This window comes from Ralstonia mojiangensis, assembly GCF_023955645.1.
Taxonomy (GTDB): domain Bacteria; phylum Pseudomonadota; class Gammaproteobacteria; order Burkholderiales; family Burkholderiaceae; genus Ralstonia; species Ralstonia mojiangensis.
Window position 1 is genome coordinate 1,172,039 of sequence record NZ_JAMXHU010000001.1, and the last position, 18,692, is coordinate 1,190,730.

Consider the following 18,692-nt stretch of genomic DNA (forward strand, 5'->3'; position numbering starts at 1 on the left):
GCGCCGGGCGACGGATTAGAGCAATCGAATATTGGACACTGTCAAATATTCAGCCCCAACTGCGCCGCGCGGAGGAATAGAAAAGCCAGTGTAATCGCTTGATTACACTGGCTTTTATTTGGTCGGGGCGAGAGGATTTGAACCTCCGACCACCTGCACCCCATGCAGGTACGCTACCAGGCTGCGCTACGCCCCGAAGCCTGAAAGTATAACAGAGGCGTAGTGCCCATGACTAGTAGTTCGCTCGCAGTTCGATCGGGCGCCGTGTGATGGTGCTCCGCATGGCTGCGGCAACGAAAGTCCTTGCGCTAGAGTGCGCTCTAGCACCTGTAATCAGAGCGTTCACACTAGGAGACTCCCATGAACGCACTCGAGAACAAGCAGATCCTGCAAGCCGCTTTTGCCGAACTGGCTGTGAGCAACGCCAAGCCCTTCGTTGATCTCATGGCGGATGATTTCAGCTGGGTTTGCACTGGCACCACGCAGTGGTCGCGACGTTATGCAGGCAAGCAGACGGTGCTGGGTGAGCTGTTCGCTCCGCTGCGAGCGAAGCTTGGTCGCATCACGACGGTTGCCCACCGCTTTACAGCCGATGGCGATACCGTGGTTGTAGAAGCGCAAGGTCGCAACACGACGCGCGATGGCGTTGCCTATAACAATCAGTACTGTTTCGTCATCCGCATGCAAGAGGGCAAGATGCACGAACTGATCGAATACTTCGACACAGATCTCGTCAACCGGGCCCTTGGCACTCCGGTGGACGTCTCCACTGAGTCCCATGGCTGAGCGCGATCCGGCTCGCTTGCTGATCGGTGCGTTGGCTGAACGCACGGGCCGCAGCATTCATACGATTCGTTGGTATGAGGCGCAGGGGTTGATTCCTGGTGTTGCGCGCGATGCAACGGGGCGACGTGTTTATACCGAGCAGCACGTCAACTGGCTTGAGTTGATGGAGCGTCTGCGCAACACGGGGATGTCGGTCGCGCAGATGCGCGAATACACGGCGCTGGTGTGCGAGGGCCGCAGCACCTTGAAAGCTCGGCATGCGTTGCTGGTTGCGCATCGCGCGCAGGTGACGCGGATGATCGCCGAGTGGACGCGCTCGCTCGCGCTGATCGACGGCAAGATCGATTTCTACGGCGAATGGGTGGCCACGGGAACGCGCCCGGCACGCGAGCCCAGCCTGTCGCAAAGCACCGCGAGCACGCGCACTCGCCGCAAGCCTGAGCGCTAGCGATGGCGATGGCGGACGATCAACCCGTCGCCCGCCGATACCGCGCTGGCGTCATTCCCAGTTGCTGCCTGAACGCCTTGCCGAACGCCGCCTCGGATTGATAACCGACGCGCGCGCCGATTTCGCCCGCACTGAGCTGCGTATGGACCAACGCGTCGCAGGCCAGCGTCATGCGCACGCGCGTAAGAAAGTCCCACACCGTCATGTCGGCGCGCGCCTTGAAGTGCCGCGCATAGGTGGCGCGCGACATGGCCGCCAGATCGGCGAGGGCGTCGATGGTCCATGCGCGTTCCGGCGCGCTAAGCATCGCCTGTATAGATGGGCCGAGGCGCGCGTCCGACAGCAGCGTCAGCGTGCCGGGGCTGGCGTTTTCGCGCTGGCCGTACACGCGCAGTGCCATCGTCAGCAACGCTTGGCTGAGCGAGGTGACAATCGCCAGCGCGCCAGGTGCGCGTGTTTCGGCTTCGTCGCGCATCAGTCCAATGAGTGCTTGCAGCGCCGGAAACGACGCACTAGCAATCAATGACACGTGCAGTGGATCGGGCAGCGTACGGACCAGCAGCGTGGTCGAACCCGGTTCGTGAGTGAAGCGGCCGCAGAGCAGGTCGACCTCTGCGGCACCGCGGCCAGTTAGGCGGAGCGGCAGCATACCGTCGTGCGAGGTGCGGGGCTTGCGGGCGGGCGCATCCGCAGCGCCGGTGTCGTGAATCGTGTGGGCCTCGCCGCGCGGGAAAAGGACGAAATCGCCCTCACGCAGCGTAAGCGTGCGACCACCGGTATCGATCAGACAACTGCCCGACAGCACGAGATGGAACAGCACTTGGCCATTTGGCTCCGGATCGTGTGGGATCGAGAACGGCCCTTGGAACAGGCACCGCAAATCGAGGCTTGCCTGCGGCCGGGTGAGTTGAATGAAATGGCTGAGTGCGTCCATTGAGACGATTGCGACAAAAATTGCCTGAATTAAGTATTCAATGGATCGCGCATAAAGACAATACTCTTTCCAACGGCGCGGCATCGGGCCCGCGCCACACCACCGGAGCACATCATGCTGAACTGGGTCGAGTATCGGAAGGAATTGCTGGGTCGCATTGGCGAGATCGGTCAGATCACGCCGGATACGGTCAAGGGCTACAAGACGCTGTCGGCTGCGACGACGGGCAGCCTCGATGCAAAGACGCGCGAACTGATCGCGCTGGCCGTGGCAGTGACCACGCGTTGCGATGGCTGTATCACCGTGCACACTGCCGAGGCGGTCAAGCATGGCGCAACGCATGCGGAGATTGCCGACGCGCTGAGCGTGGCGATTTCGCTCAATGCCGGGGCAGCGTTGGTGTACTCGGCGCGTGTGATGGACGCGGTGCAGGCCTACGAGAAGGCCTGACCGCGTTGGTTACCGTGCGATCCGCAGGCGGCAGGTTGCCTGCCGGGTGCCGCCGGGGGCGAGCAGGTGCAGGCCTTCGCCGTGGTGGATTGCGTTCGGCAAGCCCATCCATGGTTCGACGCAATAGAAGTCCGACGTGGCGTTTTCTGTCCAGGTGGTGATGGCGTGCCAGGGCACCGGCGCGCCGTCCACCTCGAAGCGAATACGCCGTCCGAGCGGCGCTTCCGCATGCGGCGGAATGACCAGCGTGGCTGCGCCGGCGTCATCGAGCAGGTGATATCGGTCTTGCAGGGCTGGGTCGTCGAGCTGGTAGGTTCTGCGCCCCGGCTCGGGTCTGTCGAGACTGCCATCGGGCAGTTGGCGCGAGAGTCGCGCCGGCGGCATCAACAACTCGGTCGCGCCGCGCAGTGCATGCGGTAGCGCCAGGTAGAAATGATGGCCGGCGTAGAAGGGCATCGGCGCATGCGCGTCGCCTTCGTCCAGATGCTTGACGGAGAAGGTCGCCTCCAGCCGGTCGTCAATCAGCCGGTACGTCACGCGAAATTCGAAGGCGAATGGATAGCCTTGGCGCGTCTGGGGGCTGTCGCGTAGCAGTAAGACGATGTGTGTGTCGCTTGCGTCTTCCACCTCGAACGGCATGTCGCGTGCAAAGCCGTGTTGCGGGAGCTCATGAAGTTGCCCGCGCGCGTCGTGCCAGCGGCCGACTTGGCCATCTACAAAATGCCGGCCGATGAAGGGAAAGAGCAGCGGATTTCCGCCACGCACTTTGGCCGGATTCGACCAGTCAGCCGTTTCGGGCCAGAAGAGGATGTCTTCGCCGCGATGGCGCCAGCGCACCAGCCGGCCGCCGGCTTCCGGCGCGAGCAGCAGCATGGAGCCGTCAGCACGCGAGTCGCCGATGCGGATGAGCGTGCGATCCTGAAAGCGAGCGGTTGGCAGGTCGTGCATAGGTTGGGTGGAGTGACTTGTTGGCATGGGAATCGCGTACTAGATTGTCAATGCGTTTTGCCCGGAGGGAAACCATGTCCGTCAATTGCGTGCTGCCCGCACATACCGTTCCCCCGCCCGACGAGCCTTCGCCGCCGGGAATTCCCCCTGATCTGCCATCGCCCGATGAACCCCCGCCGCCGGTCGAACCACCGGAGCTGTCGCGGAAGTAATCTGCTGTTACCAATCGTCACAGCTTTGCGTGAAGCGGTTCGTAAGATAGCGCCAGTCCTCGCGCGACTGCGCGTTTCTACAACGACAATACGAGCCCAATCATGTCGATTCTTCCGCGTCTGACCCTGTGCGCAGTGCTGGCGGCCTCCATGGCCGGTTGTGTCGTGGCGCCCCCGCAGCCAACGCGCACGGTGGTGGTGCGTGAGCCGGTTCCCGTTGCGGCGCCCGTAGACCCGCGCGCGCTTTGACCAAATCCAGGGCCGCCTCGCGGAAGAATTCCACCGTATCGACGTTCGCCAATCGCAGGGCTACATCGATCCGTACCGTGCCGACGGCCTGCGCGACCGCCTGCGCCGCATCCGCCAGGAAGCCAACGACATGGCCAGCCAGCATCGCGGTGGCTTGTCTGGCGATGAGCAGCACGCGCTGAACGACGAACTGGGCTCCGTCTCGCACGATATCGGCCGCTAAGCCGCATTCTTCCAGTCCCCTCATTCGCCGATGTTGCGTTGCAATATCGGCGAAATGCATTGTTGCGCGGCGTTGCGTGCGCAGCCGGCTGAAGCTGATACGCTTGCGTTCCTCCTGAACGAGCAAGCCCGACACCGACGCGGCTTCCAGCGGCCGGTTCTGGCCTTGTGCCGTGCGAAAGATCATCCACTGCGACTGCGATTGTTTTTACGCCGCCATCGAAATGCGCGACGATCCGCGCCTCGTTGGCAAGCCGCTGGCCGTCGGTGGGCGGCCGGAGCGGCGCGGCGTGGTCGCAACCTGCAACTACGAGGCGCGCAAGTTCGGCATCCATTCGGCGATGCCCATGGCGCAGGCCGTCAAGCGCTGTCCGGACTTGCTGATCGTGCCGCCGTCCATGGAGAAGTACCGCCAGGTCGCGCGCCAGATCTTCGCCATCTATCACAGCTATACGCCGCTGGTGGAGCCGCTCTCGCTGGACGAAGCGTACCTGGACGTGACCGACAGCCCCATGCTTGCGGGCAGCGGCACGCGCATCGCAGAAGACATCCGCCGCCGCGTGCGCGAAGAAATCGGCATTACCGTGTCGGCGGGCGTTGCGCCCAACAAGTTCATCGCCAAGATCGCCAGCGACTGGAACAAGCCTGATGGCCTGTTCGTTGTGCGGCCGGAGCAGATCGACGCGTTTGTTGCAGAGCTGCCCGTCGACCGCCTGTTCGGCGTGGGCAAGGTGACCGCTGCCAAGCTGCGCCGCCTGGGTGCGGAAACCTGCGGTGATTTACGCGGCTGGGGCACCGACCGCTTGCAGCAGCATTTCGGCGTGTTTGGCTTCCGGCTGCACGACCTTTGCCGCGGCATCGATCATCGGCAGGTGCAGCCCTCGCAAGTCCGCAAGTCAGTCAGCGTGGAAGAAACCTACGCCACGGATCTGCGCACGCTCGATGACTGCCAACGCGAATTGATTGTCCTCGTCGAGCAGTTGGCCGCCCGCGTCGAGCGTGCCCGCGCAGGCAACATGATCCACAAAACCTACGTCAAGCTGCGTTTTGCCGATTTTCGTGGCACGACGGTCGAGTGCATCTCTCCGCAGGTGTCCTTGCCGGTGTTCTCCAAGCTGCTGGCGCAGGGGTTTGAGCGCCGCGGCATTCCCGTGCGGCTGCTCGGCGTGGGCGTGCGGCTATATGAGTCGGATGCGCATGCGCGCCAGCAACCGCTGTTTGCCGAAGACCTGGCCGGCACCGACTGAGATTGAACCGGCCGAGCCGGCAATCGGATACGAATTGTCCTATTTTCCTGTCTGCATGCCGGCGATAGAAGGGCGGAATGTCGCCAGCGAGTAGAATGCCCGCTTTTTTGCATAATCCGCCGCCGCGCACCACACGTGCGCGACAGTGCATGCCGTCACATTCGGCAGCACGCAGACAGGAGACGCAGTCAATGAGTTTGTTTCGTACCAAAAACGTGGATCACATGATCCGCACGGGTCACAGCAATACCGGCCTGAAGAAAGTCCTCGGGCCCCTGGACCTGACGTTCCTGGGCGTCGGCGCCATCATCGGTACCGGCATCTTCGTTTTGACCGGCACCGGCGCGCTGACAGCGGGGCCGGCGCTAACGTTGTCCTTCGTATTCGCCGCGCTCGCCTGCGGGTTTGCCGCGCTGTGCTACGCCGAATTCGCCTCGACCATCCCCGTGTCGGGCTCCATCTATACGTATGCCTACGCCACGATGGGCGAGCTGGTCGCCTGGATCATCGGCTGGGATCTGATGCTCGAATATGGCTTGGCCACATCTGCTGTTTCGGTGGGTTGGTCCGGCTATTTCCAATCGCTGCTGTCTGGCTTCGGTCTCCATCTGCCTGTGGCGCTCACCGCTGCGCCGGGTGCAATTCCCGGCGTGCAGACGCTGTTCAACCTGCCGGCGCTGGTGATCATGCTGCTGATCACGACGCTGCTGTCGTTCGGCATTCGCGAATCGGCGCGCGCCAACAACATCATGGTCGCGATCAAGGTGACGGTGGTGCTGCTGTTCATCGTCGTGGGCGTGCGCCATGTGCAGCCCGCCAACTGGCAGCCGTTTATGCCGTTCGGCATGGAAGGCGTGTTCGGCGCGGCGGCCATCGTGTTCTTCGCCTTTATCGGTTTCGATGCGGTGACGTCCGCGGCCGAAGAGGTGCGCAATCCCAAGCGCGACTTGCCGATCGGCATCATTGGTTCGCTGGCGGTCTGCACGATTCTCTATGTGCTGGTGGCCGCCATCATGACGGGCATCGTGCCGTTCGCGAAGTTTGCGGGCGTGGATCACCCCGTGTCGCTGGCGTTGCAGATGGCCGGTGAAGGCTGGGTGGCGGGCTTTGTCGATCTGGGTGCCATCATCGGCATGACGACCGTGATTCTGGTGATGGCGTATGGCCAGACCCGCATCATCTTCGCGATGTCGCGCGACGGGCTGCTGCCCAAGCGGTTGTCGCACATCCATCCGCGCTATGCGACGCCGTTTCTGAACACCTGGGTGGTCGGCATCGTCTTCGCTGTGATCGCTGCGTTCGTGCCACTGAATGTGCTGGCGGAGCTGATCAACATCGGCACGCTGGCGGCGTTCTCGCTGATTGCCGTTGCCGTGTTGGTGCTGCGTCGCACGCGTCCGGACTTGCATCGTGGCTTCCGTTGCCCCGGCGTGCCGGTGGTGCCGCTGCTGGCTATCGGCATGTGCCTGTTCCTGATGAGCCACCTGCAAGCCGTTACCTGGATCGCCTTTGTGGTGTGGGTTGCGATCGGCTTGCTGGTGTACTTCGGATATGCGCGTCGTCGTTCGCTGCTGCACACGTCGGATCATGGCGCTGCGCCGGTTTCCGAAACCGTGCACTGACCAAGAAGGGCGCATCCATTCCCTGACGACATGGCTGCGACGCGGTCAAACACCGTCGTTCGAATCGCCGACTGAGTGGTTTTGAGTGGTTTTTCTCTCAGTCGGCGCGCAACTATTACAACGTCGATGTATTGCGTTCAACCCGCGCGCTTTTTTAGCGAGGGTTCCAACGCATCCCGCGCTGACACCGACGTGTCGCAAACCATGTGGTTGCATTAGCAGGCACACTTTGGCTGCACGCCCGGCACGCGCCTTGCGTGTGGCCTCCGCTTTGCTTAAAGGGGCAAGCGCGCGGCCCTGACAAAAAAGCATAGCTGCGACGAAAGGGCGCGCGAGGCCTGATGCCGCCTGGGATAGCGGCTTCAAGCCACCATTCAACGGCTGCGATGCTGCAAATGACGCTCGCACGTGCATCGCAAGCTGTGGTTAAAATGATTTGTGCAGCCAGACACGATGTCTGACGAAACCTTGCCGGCCCCCCCGCAAAGTTTCCACGCAACAGCGTGTGCGTTGTTGTCCATTGCAATCGGAGGGCTTTGACGATGGAAATCAAGTTCGAAAAGAAAGAGGCGTACGACATCAACAACGAAGGCCTGCTGTTCGACGCACTGGTCGACGGTGAAAAGGTGACTTGCGTGGCAACGCGCGAGGCGCTTTGGGAAGGCCTGGAAGGTGATCAGGTGTTGTCGCTTCAGGCAGCCTTCGAGGCTGGCCAAGAGCGGATCCAGGATGCCGCCCGCGTGCTCATTGCAGACGGCGTGCAGCGATCTCATGGATTAGATGATTTGCCGCAACCGGTCGTGGTCAAGCGCGCGCATATTGCCGTGGCCTGAGTCTGATCGATTGCCCGCGTAGACATCGGCGTGCCCGATGCCTCTGCATGGCGGACACATCGTCCGCCGTCTGAAAAGCCGGTCCGCGTGACCGGCTTTTTCATTGAGCCGCAGTTTCCCGACTTGACAGGGCCGCAATCCAATCAGATGATTAACATGTTAATTATATGAGGAGGCAGGAGACACCATGCTGCGAGGCAGAGTGATATTGCCGCAGGGGCAAATCGTGGAGCGGGTGTTCGCCTCCGCGGCAGAGCCTGCTGTTTCCTTGCGTTGGCTGCCGCCGGTCGAAGGTACCGTCGTCGGCGCGTTGCTGAACTACCGCGGCGAACTGGATGCGCTGGGCGATGCGCTATCTGCGCCGCCTTACCAAGCGCCGCCCAAGGCGCCCATCCTGTATCTCAAGCCGGCCAACACGCGCATTGGTCATGACCACGATGTTGCTCTGCCGGCAGACGTAGATGGTGTTTGGGCCGGTGCTTGCCTGGGCGTGGTGATCGGTCGTACCGCCACGGGCGTGCCCGCGCTGCAGGCCGCCAATTTCATCGCCGGCTACACCGTCGTCAACGACCTGACCGTGCCGCATGCGAGCTACTATCGCCCGGTGATCCGCCACAAGTGCCGCGATGGCTTTTGCCCGATGGGACCATGGATGGTCGATCGCGAAGATGTGCCCGACGCCGATGCGCTTGATATCACCGTGCGCATCAACGGTGAGATCAAACAGCGCGCAAATACATCGACGCTGGTGCGGCCGATCGCGCAACTGCTCGCCGACGTGACGGCATTCATGACGCTTGATGCGGGCGATGTGCTGCTCGTCGGCATGCCCGAGAATCCGCCGCTGGCGCGCGCAGGGGATCGCATCGATATCGACATCGCCCACATTGGCACGCTGACGACGACGTTGATCCGCCAATCGGAGGTTTCGCGATGAAACACGCGCGTATTGCCTATGACGGCGCGATCCATCACGCTACCGCCATGCCCGGCGACGACACCCGCCTGCGACTGGCCGACGGCCGCGTTTTGCGCGAAACCGAGGTCGTCTGGCTGCCGCCGGTGGAACCCCGCACCGTCTTCGCGCTGGGCCTGAACTACGCCGACCACGCCAAGGAGTTGGCCTTCAAAGCGCCCGAGGAGCCGCTCGCGTTCCTGAAAGGGCCGAATACGCTGATCGGTCATCGCGCCCACACCGTGCGCCCCGCTGGCGTTGCGTTCATGCATTACGAATGCGAGTTGGTCGTGGTCATCGGCAAGACCGCTCGCAATGTGCCGCGCGAGCATGCCTATGACTACGTGGCCGGATATACGGTGGCCAACGATTACGCCATCCGCGACTATCTCGAGAACTATTACCGCCCGAATCTGCGCGTGAAAAGCCGCGACACCTGCACGCCCATCGGGCCGTGGCTGGTTGACCGAGACGATGTGCCAGACCCGATGAAGCTCGCGCTGCGCACCACCGTCAACGGCCGAGTCACGCAAGAGGGCAACACGCGCGACATGATCTTCGACGTTCCGGCGCTGATCGCGTGGTTCTCCAGCTTCATGACGCTCAGCCCCGGCGACATGATTTTGACTGGCACGCCAGAGGGCTTGGCCGATACGCAACCCGGCGACGAAGTCATCACAGAAATTGAAGGCATCGGCAGGCTGGTGAGCACCATCGTTGCCGAAGAACCGAACAAGGAGCCCGCATGAGCGCCGTCAACATGGACCCTGTCAAGCATTGGATCGATGGCCGTCAGGTCGACAGCGTGGAGCGTTTCATCACGACCAACCCGGCAACGGGCGAGGCCATCGTCGAGGTGGCGTCGGGCGGTGAAGCCGAGATCAACGCGGCGGTAGCGGCGGCCAAGGCCGCGTTCCCGGCTTGGGCGAACACGCCGGCCAAGCAACGCGCCAAGCTCATGCGCCGACTGGGCGAGCTGATCGAGCAGAACGTGCCGCACCTCGCGGCGCTGGAGACGATGGACACCGGTCTGCCGATCGCGCAGACGAGCAAGCAGCTCATTCCGCGTGCTTCCGAGAACTTCCATTTCTTCGCCGAGGTGTGCACGCAGGTCAACGGCCGCACGTATCCGGTGGATGATCAGATGCTGAATTACACGCTGTATCAGCCGGTGGGCGTGTGCGCGTTGATCTCGCCTTGGAACGTGCCGTTCATGACGGCCACCTGGAAGGTCGCGCCGTGCCTGGCACTGGGCAATACGGCTGTGCTGAAGATGTCGGAACTGTCGCCGCTGACCGCGGATCAACTTGGTCGCCTGGCGCTGGAAGCCGGCATTCCGCCCGGTGTGCTGAACGTGGTGCAAGGCTACGGCGCCACGGCCGGCGACGCGCTGGTGCGCCATCCAGATGTGCGGGTGGTGTCGTTCACGGGCGGTACGACGACCGGCAAGCGGATCATGGAGCGCGCCGGTCTGAAGAAATTCTCGATGGAGCTGGGCGGAAAATCGCCCGTGCTCATCTTCGATGATGCGGACCTGGATCGCGCGCTGGATGCGTCGCTGTTCACCATCTTCTCGATCAACGGCGAGCGCTGCACGGCCGGTTCGCGCATCTTCGTGCAAGAGAGCGTCTACGACGATTTCGTACGCAAGTTCGCCGAGCGTGCCAAACGGCTTGTGGTGGGCGATCCGGCGGACGAGAAGACCAATGTCGGCTCGATGATCACGCGCGCGCATTGGGAGAAGGTCACCGGTTACATCCGCCTGGGCGAACAGGAAGGTGCGAAGCTTCTGGCCGGCGGCGCAGAGAAGCCCGCAGGCCTGCCCGACCACCTGCAGAACGGCAACTTCGTCGCGCCCACGGTGCTGGCTAACGTCGACAACCGCATGCGAGTCGCCCAGGAGGAAATCTTTGGCCCGGTGGCTTGCCTGATCCCGTTCAAGGATGAGGCCGATGGCCTGAAACTCGCCAATGACGTGGAATATGGCTTGGCTTCGTACATCTGGACGCAGGACGTCGGCAAGGTGCACCGCGTGGCGCGCGGTATCGAAGCCGGCATGGTGTTCGTCAATAGCCAGAACGTGCGCGATTTGCGTCAGCCGTTTGGGGGTGTGAAAGCATCCGGCACCGGGCGTGAGGGCGGCGAGTACAGTCTGGAGGTGTTTGCCGAAATCAAGAACGTCTGCATCTCGATGGGCAGCCACCATATCCCGCGCTGGGGCGTTTGACGCGCCGCTGGACGCACCACACAACAAGGGCGGAAGGAGACACCATGGGCAAGCTGGCCTTGGCCGCGAAGATCACCCACGTGCCGTCGATGTACCTGTCGGAACTGCCGGGCAAGCATCATGGCTGCCGCGAGGCGGCCATCGAGGGCCACCGCATCATCGGACAGCGTTGCCGCGATCTGGGCGTGGACACCATCGTCGTGTCCGACGTGCACTGGCTGGTCAACGCCGGCTACCACGTCAATTGCAATGCGCGCTTCGAAGGCGTCTACACGAGCAATGAGCTGCCGCATTTCATCAAGGACATGCGGTACGCGTATCCGGGCAACCCGGCGCTTGGTCGATTGATTGCGGAGACGGCATCGGCGCGCGGTGTGTTCACGCGTGCGCACGAAATCGACAGCCTTGAGCTCGAGTACGGCACGCTGGTGCCGATGCGGTACATGAACAGCGACCAGCACTTCAAGGTCGTGTCGATCGCGGGCTGGTGCGCGTGGCACAAACTGGAAGAAAGCCGCCGCTTTGGCGCCGCGCTGCTTGAAGCCATCGAGGCCAGCGACAGCAACGTCGCATTTCTTGCCAGCGGATCGCTCTCGCACCGTTTCAACGACAACGGAAGCCCCGAAGAATCCATCCATCAGATCAGCCGCGAGTTCTTCAGGCAAGTCGATCTGCGCGTGGTCGAACTATGGAAGCAGGGCGACTGGAAGACCTTCTGCGCGATGCTGCCCGAATACGCCTCGCTGTGCGAGGGCGAGGGCGGCATGCACGACACGGCCATGTTGCTTGGTCTGCTTGGCTGGGATGCCTATGACAAGGGCGTTGAGGTCGTCACCGAGTATTTCCCCAGTTCCGGCACCGGACAGATCAACGCGATCTTTCCGCTGCCCACGCGTGGTCAAACTGGAGTGTGAGGAGGTCGCCATGCCACATGTGATCGTCGAATACACCGATAACTTGGGCGATGACGCCCGCATTCCGGAATTGCTGCAGGCGATGAACGAGACGCTGATGGCGCAGAACGGCGTATTTCCCACTGGCGGTATCCGCTCGCGCGCCATCAAGCTGACCGAGTACCGCGTGGCGGACGGCAAGGAGGACGATGCTTTCGTCCACGTCACGCTCAAGATCGGAGCGGGCCGCACGCCTGAGGTCAAGAAGGCCGCGTGCGACGCGCTGTTCGAGGCCATCAAGGCACATTTTGCGCAAGCCTTTGCGCGCCGCTATCTGGCGCTGTCGATGGAATTGACCGAGTTCGACGAGGGCGGCAGCTATAAGCACAACAACATCCACGCGCGTTTTCGCAAGGCTTGACCCATGCTCGACACCACGACCATCCAGACGATCGCGCGCCGCTTGCACCAGGCCGAGATCGACCGTAAGCAGATTCGCCAGGTTTCGCTTGAGTACCCCGACATCACCATCGATGACGCCTACGCCATCCAGCGCGAATGGGTCGCGATGAAGCTGGCGGAAGGGCGGCGTCTGAAGGGCCACAAGATCGGATTGACGTCACGCGCCATGCAGCAGTCTTCACAGATCGACGAGCCGGACTATGGTGCGCTGCTCGACGACATGTTCTTTTCCGAGGGAAGCGAGATTCCCGCTAGCCGCTTCATCGTGCCGCGTGTGGAAGTGGAACTTGCCTTCGTCCTCGGTAAACGACTTGAAGGGCCGGAAGTGACGCTGTTCGACGTGTACGACGCGGTGGACCACGTGATACCGGCGCTGGAGATCATCGACGCGCGCTCGCAATCGATCGATCCCGACAGCGGGCGCCCGCGCAAGGTGTTCGACACGATTGCCGACAACGCTGCGAACGCCGGCGTCGTGATGGGTGGCCGTCCCATCCGCATGCGCGATGTGGACCTGCGCTGGGTCAGTGCCATCTTTTCACGCAACGCCGTCATCGAAGAGACAGGCGTGGCAGCCGGCGTGCTGAACCACCCGGCCAACGGTGTCGTCTGGCTGGCCAACAAGCTGGCGCCGCATGGCGTCGCGCTGGAGCCGGGGCAGGTGATCCTTGGAGGATCGTTCACGAGGCCGGTGCCTGCCCGGCCCGGTGATACATTCCATTGCGACTACGGTCCGCTTGGCAGCATTGCCTGTCATTTCGTCTGACCGTCTAACCGTCTAACGCTCAAAGGATGCACTTGCGATGCAACTCCCGGTGAACAACTTCAAGTGCGCGCTGGCCGAGCGCCGGCCGCAGATCGGCCTATGGCTTGCAATGACGCATCCGTACCCGGCGGAGATCGTCGCAGGCGCCGGCTTCGACTGGCTGCTGATCGACAACGAGCATGCACCCAATCAACTGCAATCGACGCTCGCGCAATTGCAGGCGGTTGCGCCGTATGCCTCGCATCCCATCGTGCGGCCAGCCTGGAACGATCCGGTCGAGATCAAGCGGCTGCTGGATATCGGCGCGCAGACGCTGCTCGTGCCGATGGTCCAGAACGCCCACGAGGCGCGTGCGGCGGTGGAAGCCATGCGCTATCCACCGAACGGTATTCGCGGCGTTGGCAGCGCGCTGGCTCGCGCATCGCGCTGGAACCGCGTAGACGATTACCTCCACCAGGCCGACGCACAGATGTGCACGCTGATTCAGGTCGAAACTGCAGAGAGCCTGGAGCATCTCGACGCGATTCTTGCCGTGCAAGGCGTCGACGGCGTCTTCATTGGCCCTGGCGATCTCGCGGCATCCATGGGGCATCTGGGCGCACCGGGGCATCCAGAAGTCCGCAAGACGATCGAAGGCGCAATTCAACGCATCGTTGCGTCCGGCAAGGCGGCGGGCATTCTGTCAGCGGATCAGGCGCAGGCGAAGCATTACCTGTCGCTCGGAGCGACCTTCGTTGCGGTCGGGACGGATGTCACGCTGCTGGCGCGCAGCGCCGAACAACTGGCGCAGGCATTCAGGGGGGAGAACGCTGCCAAGCCGCAGGCCGGCAGCGTGTATTGACGGGCGTTACTCGTCGCCTGTGAAACGCCCCATCGGCGCATGTGTTTCCATGACGTGGATCGACTCGTCGATGGTGGTGTAAAGCGCGTCCAGCCGTGCGCGGCCAAGCTGCGCCTCGATGCGCGCATACTCCGCATCCACTTGTGGCTCCACGTCGGCCAGAAACTGACGGCTCTTGGGCGTGAGCGAAATCACCTGCCGGCGCTGGTCCACCGACGACTTTGTCCGCACGATCATCTCGGACTGTTCCATCGCGGCCAGCATGCGCGTCAGGCTCGGGCTCAGGATCAGGCACGCATCGGCGAGCTGGTTGGGCTCCATGTCGCCGGTATCGTTGAGCGTACGCAGCACGCGCCATTGCTGCTCGGTAATGCCGTGCTCGCGCAGGATCGGCCGAAAGCGCGCCATGAAGGTCTCACGGGCGCGCAGCAGCAGATGTGGGAGATTGCGGTGTTTGAAGGCAGAAGCCATGCGGGGCGCTCCTTATGCGCGGCGCAAAGCGGCGACCACGGGCGTGTGGTCTGATGGCTGCTCCCACGTGCGCGGCACGCGGTCGATATGGCACGACTCGCACAGCTTGGCGAGTTCCGGCGACAGCATGATGTGGTCGATCCGGAGGCCGGCGTTGCGCTTGAAGCCGAACATGCGGTAATCCCACCATGAGAACAGTTTGTCTTCCTGCTCAAACATGCGAAACGCATCGACCAGCCCAGCGCCTTGCATCGCTCGAAACGCCGCCCGCTCTTCCGGCGACACCAGGTTCTGACCCTCCCACTTTTTGGGGTCGTGCACATCGCGGTCTTCGGGAGCGATGTTGAAATCGCCCAGCAGCATCAGTCGCGGGTTTGCTGCCATCTCGCTCGTCAGCCACGCCTGCAGTGCCTCCAGCCAGCGCAGCTTGTAGGCGAACTTGTCGGAATCGAGCGCCTGCCCGTTCGGAATGTAGGCAGAAATCACGCGCACCGGGCCGCCGTCGACGTCGTATGTGGCGGCTACGATGCGCTGCTGCTCGTCGGCAAAACCAGGGATGTTCTTCACCACATCGCGGCCTTCAGGCACCGACGCCTTGCGCGCGAGGATGGCGACACCGTTGTACGTCTTCTGCCCCGTGAACAACGACGCATAGCCGGCGGCGTCCAGCTCGGCCAGGGGGTAACGGTCATCGGGCAGCTTGAGTTCCTGCAGGCAGAGCAGGTCGATCGGCGTGGCGTCGGCTTCGCGCTCGCCCAGCCATTGCAGCACGTGCGGTAGGCGGACCTTCAAAGAGTTAACGTTCCAAGTTGCTACGCGCATGAGGGCTCGGTCCTTGCAAATGGCGACGGCGCACAGTTTGGCGCCGTTCAGGGGTGCGATATTGTGCCATCAAGCGCTGCGGGCTCGAATGAAAAACGCCGCTTCGGCGTTGGCACGAAGCGGCGTTGTCACGGCTGGCGCAGCAGTCCTTACGCGGCTTCCACCATCATGCCGCCATGACGCAGCAGTGCATCGATGCTAGGGGCGCGGCCGCGGAAAGCCGTAAACGATTCGATGGCCGGGCGGCTGCCACCCACGGCCAGCACTTCACGGCGATAGCGTGCGCCGGTTTCCGCATCGAGCACCGAGCCGCCCAGCTTGCTGGCTTCTTCAAACGCCGCGTAGGCATCTGCCGATAGCACCTCGGCCCACTTGTAGCTGTAGTAACCCGCCGCATAGCCACCCGCAAAGATGTGGCTGAACGTGTTCGGCCAGCGCGACAGCTCGGCCTGCGGCACCACGTGGAAGCGATTGTTGATCTGGCGCGACAGCTCCAGCACCGACGTCGTGCCCTTGGGGTCGAAGTCCGTATGCAGGTGCATGTCGAACGTCGAGAACACAATCTGGCGCAGCGTCGCCATGCCGTTCTGGAAGTTCTTCGCGGCCAGCATGCTGTCGTACAGCTTGCGCGGCAGCGGCTCGCCGGAATTCACGTGGCGCGTCATGCGCGAGAGCACTTCCCATTCCCAGCAGAAGTTCTCCATGAACTGCGACGGCAGCTCCACCGCATCCCATTCCACGCCGTTGATGCCCGAGACGCCCAGCTCATCCACCTGTGTGAGCATGTGGTGCAGGCCGTGGCCGAACTCGTGGAAGAGGGTGATCACCTCGTCGTGGGTGAACAGCGCGGGCTTGTTGCCGACCGGGCCGGAGAAGTTGCAGGTGAGGTAGGCCACCGGGGTTTGCACGCCTGCTTCGCCCAGCAGCTTGCGGCCGCGCGCGTCGTCCATCCACGCGCCGCCACGCTTGCCTTCGCGCGCGTACAGGTCGATGTAGAACTGTGCGAGCAATTCGCCCTGGGCAGATTCGACGCGGAAGAAGCGTACGTCCGGGTGCCATACCTCAGCCGCCTCCGGCTGGATCTTCACCGAGAACAGCGTTTGCACGACATTGAACAGGCCATCCAGCACGGCGGGTTCCGGGAAATACTGCTTCACCTCCTGCTCGGAGAATGCGTAGCGTGCCTCGCGCAGCTTTTCCGAGGCGTAGGCCATGTCCCACGGTTCGAGCTTGTCGATGCCGAGCGTGGTTTTGGCAAAGGCCTGCAGCTCTTCCCAATCCTTCTCGGCAAACGGACGGGCGCGGTCGGCCAGCTCACCCAGGAAGCGCAGCACGTCTTCGGGCGAATCGGCCATCTTCGGCACGAGCGACACCTCGCCGAAATTGCGATAGCCGAGCATGTGCGCTTCTTCAGTGCGCAGCGTGAGCTGTTCAGCCATGTTGGCGGTGTTGTCCCATTCGGCCTTGCCGCCGCCGTATTGGGCGCCAAGTTCGGATGCGCGCGTGACGTTGGCTTCGTACAGCGTGCGGCGCAGCGCGCGATCGTCTGCGTATTGCAGCACCGGGAAGTACGACGGGAAATGCAGCGAGAACTTCCAGCCCGTCGCGTCGGGATTGTCGCGTCGAGCCGCTTCCTGTGCCGCCTGCTTGGCGTCGTCGGGCAGGCCGGCGAGCCGCGCTTCATCGTCGATGACGAGCGCGTAGGCGTTGGTCGCATCCAGGACGTGGTCGCTGAACGCCTTGGTCAGTTGCGCCTGCTGCTCCTGAATGGCGGCAAAGCGCGGTTTCTGGTCTTCGGGCAGCTCTGCCCCGCCCAGGCGGAAACCGCGAAGTTCGTTCTCAAGCAGCTTCTTGCGCGCGGGCGACAGCGTGGCGTATTCCGCGCTGTCGGCAATCGACTTGTACTTCTCGAATAGTTCAAGATCCTGACCCAGGCCCGACCAGAATTCGGTCACGCGCGGCAGGTTGGCGGCGTGGGCCTCACGCAGCTCCGGCGTGTCGGCGACGGCGCTCAGGTGGCTGACGATGCCCCAGGCGCGGCCCAGCGGCTCGGTCGCGTCTTCCAGTGCGGTAACGACGGTGTTCCAACTGACAGGCGTGGCCGGGTCTTTGACCTGCGCCACCGCCGAGGCAGCGCGCTCAAGGAGCACGTCGACAGCCGGCGTGATGTGTTCGGGGCGGATGTCCGCAAAGCGCGGCAGACCAGAAAAATCGAGCAGCGGATTGTTGGCCGGGGTGGCAACCTTGGGCGAAATATCGGTCATGGCGGGCTCGGTAGAAAAATTCGGGGGACAAAAAAAGCGTCCGATCCAAGAGGTGGGGACGCTTTTTCCGTTTCCAACTGGATCAGGGTGAAGCTTACGCCGCCAGAGCGGCTCCTTCAGCAGCGCGCTCGGCGGCTTCCAGGGTGTTGATCAGCAGCATGGTGATCGTCATCGGGCCGACACCGCCCGGCACCGGGGTGATGTAGCCAGCGACTTCCTTGACGCCGGCAAAGTCGACGTCGCCGCACAGCTTGCCGGCATCGTCGCGGTTCATGCCCACGTCGATGACGACGGCGCCCGGCTTGACCATGTCGGCGGTGATGATGTTGCGGCGGCCCACGGCGGCCACGATGATGTCGGCCTCACGCGTGTGCGCGGCCAGATCGCGCGTCTTGCTGTTGCAGATGGTGATGGTGGCGCCGGCCTGGAGCAGCAGCATCGCCATCGGCTTGCCGACGATGTTCGAGGCGCCGACCACCACCGCATTGGCGCCGCGCACCGGGTAGTTGATCGATTCCAGCATCTTCATGCAGCCGTATGGCGTGCACGGGCGGAACAGCGGGGCGCCCGTCATCAGCGCGCCGGCATTGGCCACGTGGAAACCATCGACGTCCTTTTCAGGCGCGATGGCTTCGAGCACCTTGTGGCTGTCGATGTGCTTGGGCAGCGGCAATTGGACCAGGATGCCGTGGATGCGCGGGTCGCGGTTCAGCGCGTCGATGCGGCCGAGCAGGTCGGCTTCGGACAGGTCAGCGGGGTAGCGGTCGAAGCTGGACAGGAAGCCGTTGTCTTCGCACGCCTTGATCTTGTTGCGCACATAGACCTGGCTGGCCGGGTCTTCGCCGACGAGGATGACGGCGAGGCCGGGCTGGTGGCCACGCGCGGTCAGGGCGGCGGCGCGTTGTGCGGCCTCGGCGCGGAGTTGTTTGGCAAGCGCGTTGCCGTCAATGAGTTGGGCGGTCATGGCTGGGCGGAGGAGGGAGAGGGCAAACCGCGATTATAAATCGCCGCCTTCCTTCCAGCCGCCCTGATGAACACTT

General features: G+C 63.0%; 19 protein-coding genes, 1 tRNA gene and 1 pseudogene. 14 read left to right on the forward strand and 7 right to left on the reverse strand.

Annotation, left to right across the window (positions count from 1 at the left end; all coding sequences use genetic code 11):
• Window positions 1-119: 119 nt before the first annotated feature.
• Window positions 120-196, reverse strand: a tRNA-Pro gene (locus NG898_RS05735).
• 164 nt (window positions 197-360) lie between these two features.
• Between NG898_RS05735 and NG898_RS05740 the strand changes: the two genes are divergently transcribed.
• Both NG898_RS05740 and NG898_RS05745 read left to right on the forward strand, forming a co-directional pair.
• Entirely contained in the window at window positions 361-786 is a 426-nt protein-coding gene (locus tag NG898_RS05740; protein WP_252691447.1) for a nuclear transport factor 2 family protein, read from the forward strand.
• Entirely contained in the window at window positions 779-1,234 is a 456-nt protein-coding gene (locus tag NG898_RS05745; protein ID WP_252691448.1) for a MerR family transcriptional regulator, read from the forward strand. Before NG898_RS05740 ends, NG898_RS05745 begins: the two co-directional genes overlap by 8 nt.
• A gap of 19 nt (window positions 1,235-1,253) precedes the next feature.
• On the opposite strand, the gene NG898_RS05750 is transcribed toward NG898_RS05745, so the two are convergent.
• Entirely contained in the window at window positions 1,254-2,168 is a 915-nt protein-coding gene (locus NG898_RS05750; protein ID WP_252691449.1) for a cupin domain-containing protein, read from the reverse strand.
• Window positions 2,169-2,282: 114 nt separating this feature from the next.
• Here NG898_RS05750 and NG898_RS05755 point away from each other — a divergent pair, with 114 nt between their 5' ends.
• Window positions 2,283-2,618 (forward strand): carboxymuconolactone decarboxylase family protein, encoded by a 336-nt coding sequence (locus tag NG898_RS05755; RefSeq protein ID WP_252691450.1) that lies wholly within the window; start codon window positions 2,283-2,285, stop codon window positions 2,616-2,618.
• Between the two features lie 9 nt (window positions 2,619-2,627).
• Here the strand turns inward: NG898_RS05755 and NG898_RS05760 are convergent, their stop codons facing one another.
• Window positions 2,628-3,566 carry an aldose epimerase family protein gene (locus tag NG898_RS05760; protein ID WP_252691621.1) on the reverse strand — a complete coding sequence of 313 codons (939 nt, stop codon included), beginning with the start codon at window positions 3,564-3,566 and terminating at the stop codon, window positions 2,628-2,630.
• 314 nt (window positions 3,567-3,880) lie between these two features.
• On the opposite strand from NG898_RS05760, the pseudogene NG898_RS05765 reads away from it, so the two are divergent.
• The 11 genes and pseudogenes from NG898_RS05765 to hpaI all read left to right on the forward strand — a co-directional run bounded on the left by NG898_RS05765 (window position 3,881) and on the right by hpaI (window position 14,095).
• Window positions 3,881-4,250: pseudogene (locus tag NG898_RS05765) on the forward strand (hypothetical protein).
• 172 nt (window positions 4,251-4,422) lie between these two features.
• The gene (gene dinB, locus NG898_RS05770) at window positions 4,423-5,496 is read left to right on the forward strand and encodes a DNA polymerase IV (protein WP_260771880.1); all 1,074 of its coding nucleotides are present in this window, start codon (window positions 4,423-4,425) and stop codon (window positions 5,494-5,496) included.
• Between the two features lie 191 nt (window positions 5,497-5,687).
• Entirely contained in the window at window positions 5,688-7,118 is a 1,431-nt protein-coding gene (locus tag NG898_RS05775; RefSeq protein ID WP_282562356.1) for a branched-chain amino acid transporter BcaP, read from the forward strand.
• A 542-nt stretch (window positions 7,119-7,660) separates the two neighbouring features.
• The gene (locus NG898_RS05780) at window positions 7,661-7,951 is read left to right on the forward strand and encodes a DUF1488 family protein (protein ID WP_092970102.1); all 291 of its coding nucleotides are present in this window, start codon (window positions 7,661-7,663) and stop codon (window positions 7,949-7,951) included.
• 187 nt (window positions 7,952-8,138) lie between these two features.
• The gene (locus NG898_RS05785; RefSeq protein WP_252691451.1) at window positions 8,139-8,888 is read left to right on the forward strand and encodes a fumarylacetoacetate hydrolase family protein; all 750 of its coding nucleotides are present in this window, start codon (window positions 8,139-8,141) and stop codon (window positions 8,886-8,888) included.
• Window positions 8,885-9,655 carry a fumarylacetoacetate hydrolase family protein gene (locus NG898_RS05790; RefSeq protein ID WP_252691452.1) on the forward strand — a complete coding sequence of 257 codons (771 nt, stop codon included), beginning with the start codon at window positions 8,885-8,887 and terminating at the stop codon, window positions 9,653-9,655. Before NG898_RS05785 ends, NG898_RS05790 begins: the two co-directional genes overlap by 4 nt.
• On the forward strand, window positions 9,652-11,133 hold the full coding sequence (hpaE, locus tag NG898_RS05795) for a 5-carboxymethyl-2-hydroxymuconate semialdehyde dehydrogenase (RefSeq protein ID WP_252691453.1): 1,482 nt from the start codon (window positions 9,652-9,654) through the stop codon (window positions 11,131-11,133). The genes NG898_RS05790 and hpaE overlap by 4 nt, the downstream gene beginning before the upstream one ends.
• A 44-nt stretch (window positions 11,134-11,177) precedes the next feature.
• Window positions 11,178-12,047, forward strand: coding sequence for a 3,4-dihydroxyphenylacetate 2,3-dioxygenase (gene hpaD / locus NG898_RS05800; protein ID WP_252691454.1), 870 nt, complete (start codon window positions 11,178-11,180; stop codon window positions 12,045-12,047).
• 10 nt (window positions 12,048-12,057) lie between these two features.
• A complete protein-coding gene (locus NG898_RS05805; protein ID WP_252691455.1) occupies window positions 12,058-12,447 on the forward strand; it encodes a 5-carboxymethyl-2-hydroxymuconate Delta-isomerase in 390 nt (129 codons plus the stop codon).
• 3 nt (window positions 12,448-12,450) lie between these two features.
• Window positions 12,451-13,254, forward strand: coding sequence for a 2-oxo-hept-4-ene-1,7-dioate hydratase (gene hpaH, locus NG898_RS05810; RefSeq protein WP_252691456.1), 804 nt, complete (start codon window positions 12,451-12,453; stop codon window positions 13,252-13,254).
• A gap of 37 nt (window positions 13,255-13,291) precedes the next feature.
• Window positions 13,292-14,095: a 4-hydroxy-2-oxoheptanedioate aldolase gene (hpaI, locus tag NG898_RS05815; protein ID WP_252691457.1), complete on the forward strand. Its 804-nt coding sequence runs from the start codon at window positions 13,292-13,294 to the stop codon at window positions 14,093-14,095.
• A gap of 6 nt (window positions 14,096-14,101) precedes the next feature.
• Here hpaI and hpaR read toward each other — a convergent pair whose 3' ends face one another.
• The 4 genes from hpaR to folD all read right to left on the reverse strand — a co-directional run bounded on the left by hpaR (window position 14,102) and on the right by folD (window position 18,616).
• The gene (gene hpaR / locus NG898_RS05820; protein ID WP_252691458.1) at window positions 14,102-14,566 is read right to left on the reverse strand and encodes a homoprotocatechuate degradation operon regulator HpaR; all 465 of its coding nucleotides are present in this window, start codon (window positions 14,564-14,566) and stop codon (window positions 14,102-14,104) included.
• Window positions 14,567-14,578: 12 nt separating this feature from the next.
• Window positions 14,579-15,388 (reverse strand): exodeoxyribonuclease III, encoded by an 810-nt coding sequence (gene xth, locus NG898_RS05825; RefSeq protein ID WP_252691459.1) that lies wholly within the window; start codon window positions 15,386-15,388, stop codon window positions 14,579-14,581.
• Between the two features lie 149 nt (window positions 15,389-15,537).
• Window positions 15,538-17,652 (reverse strand): M3 family metallopeptidase, encoded by a 2,115-nt coding sequence (locus NG898_RS05830; protein WP_252691460.1) that lies wholly within the window; start codon window positions 17,650-17,652, stop codon window positions 15,538-15,540.
• A gap of 94 nt (window positions 17,653-17,746) precedes the next feature.
• Complete coding sequence (gene folD, locus NG898_RS05835) at window positions 17,747-18,616, reverse strand: bifunctional methylenetetrahydrofolate dehydrogenase/methenyltetrahydrofolate cyclohydrolase FolD (protein WP_009240794.1); 870 nt, start codon at window positions 18,614-18,616, stop codon at window positions 17,747-17,749.
• Between the last annotated feature and the right edge of the window lie 76 nt (window positions 18,617-18,692).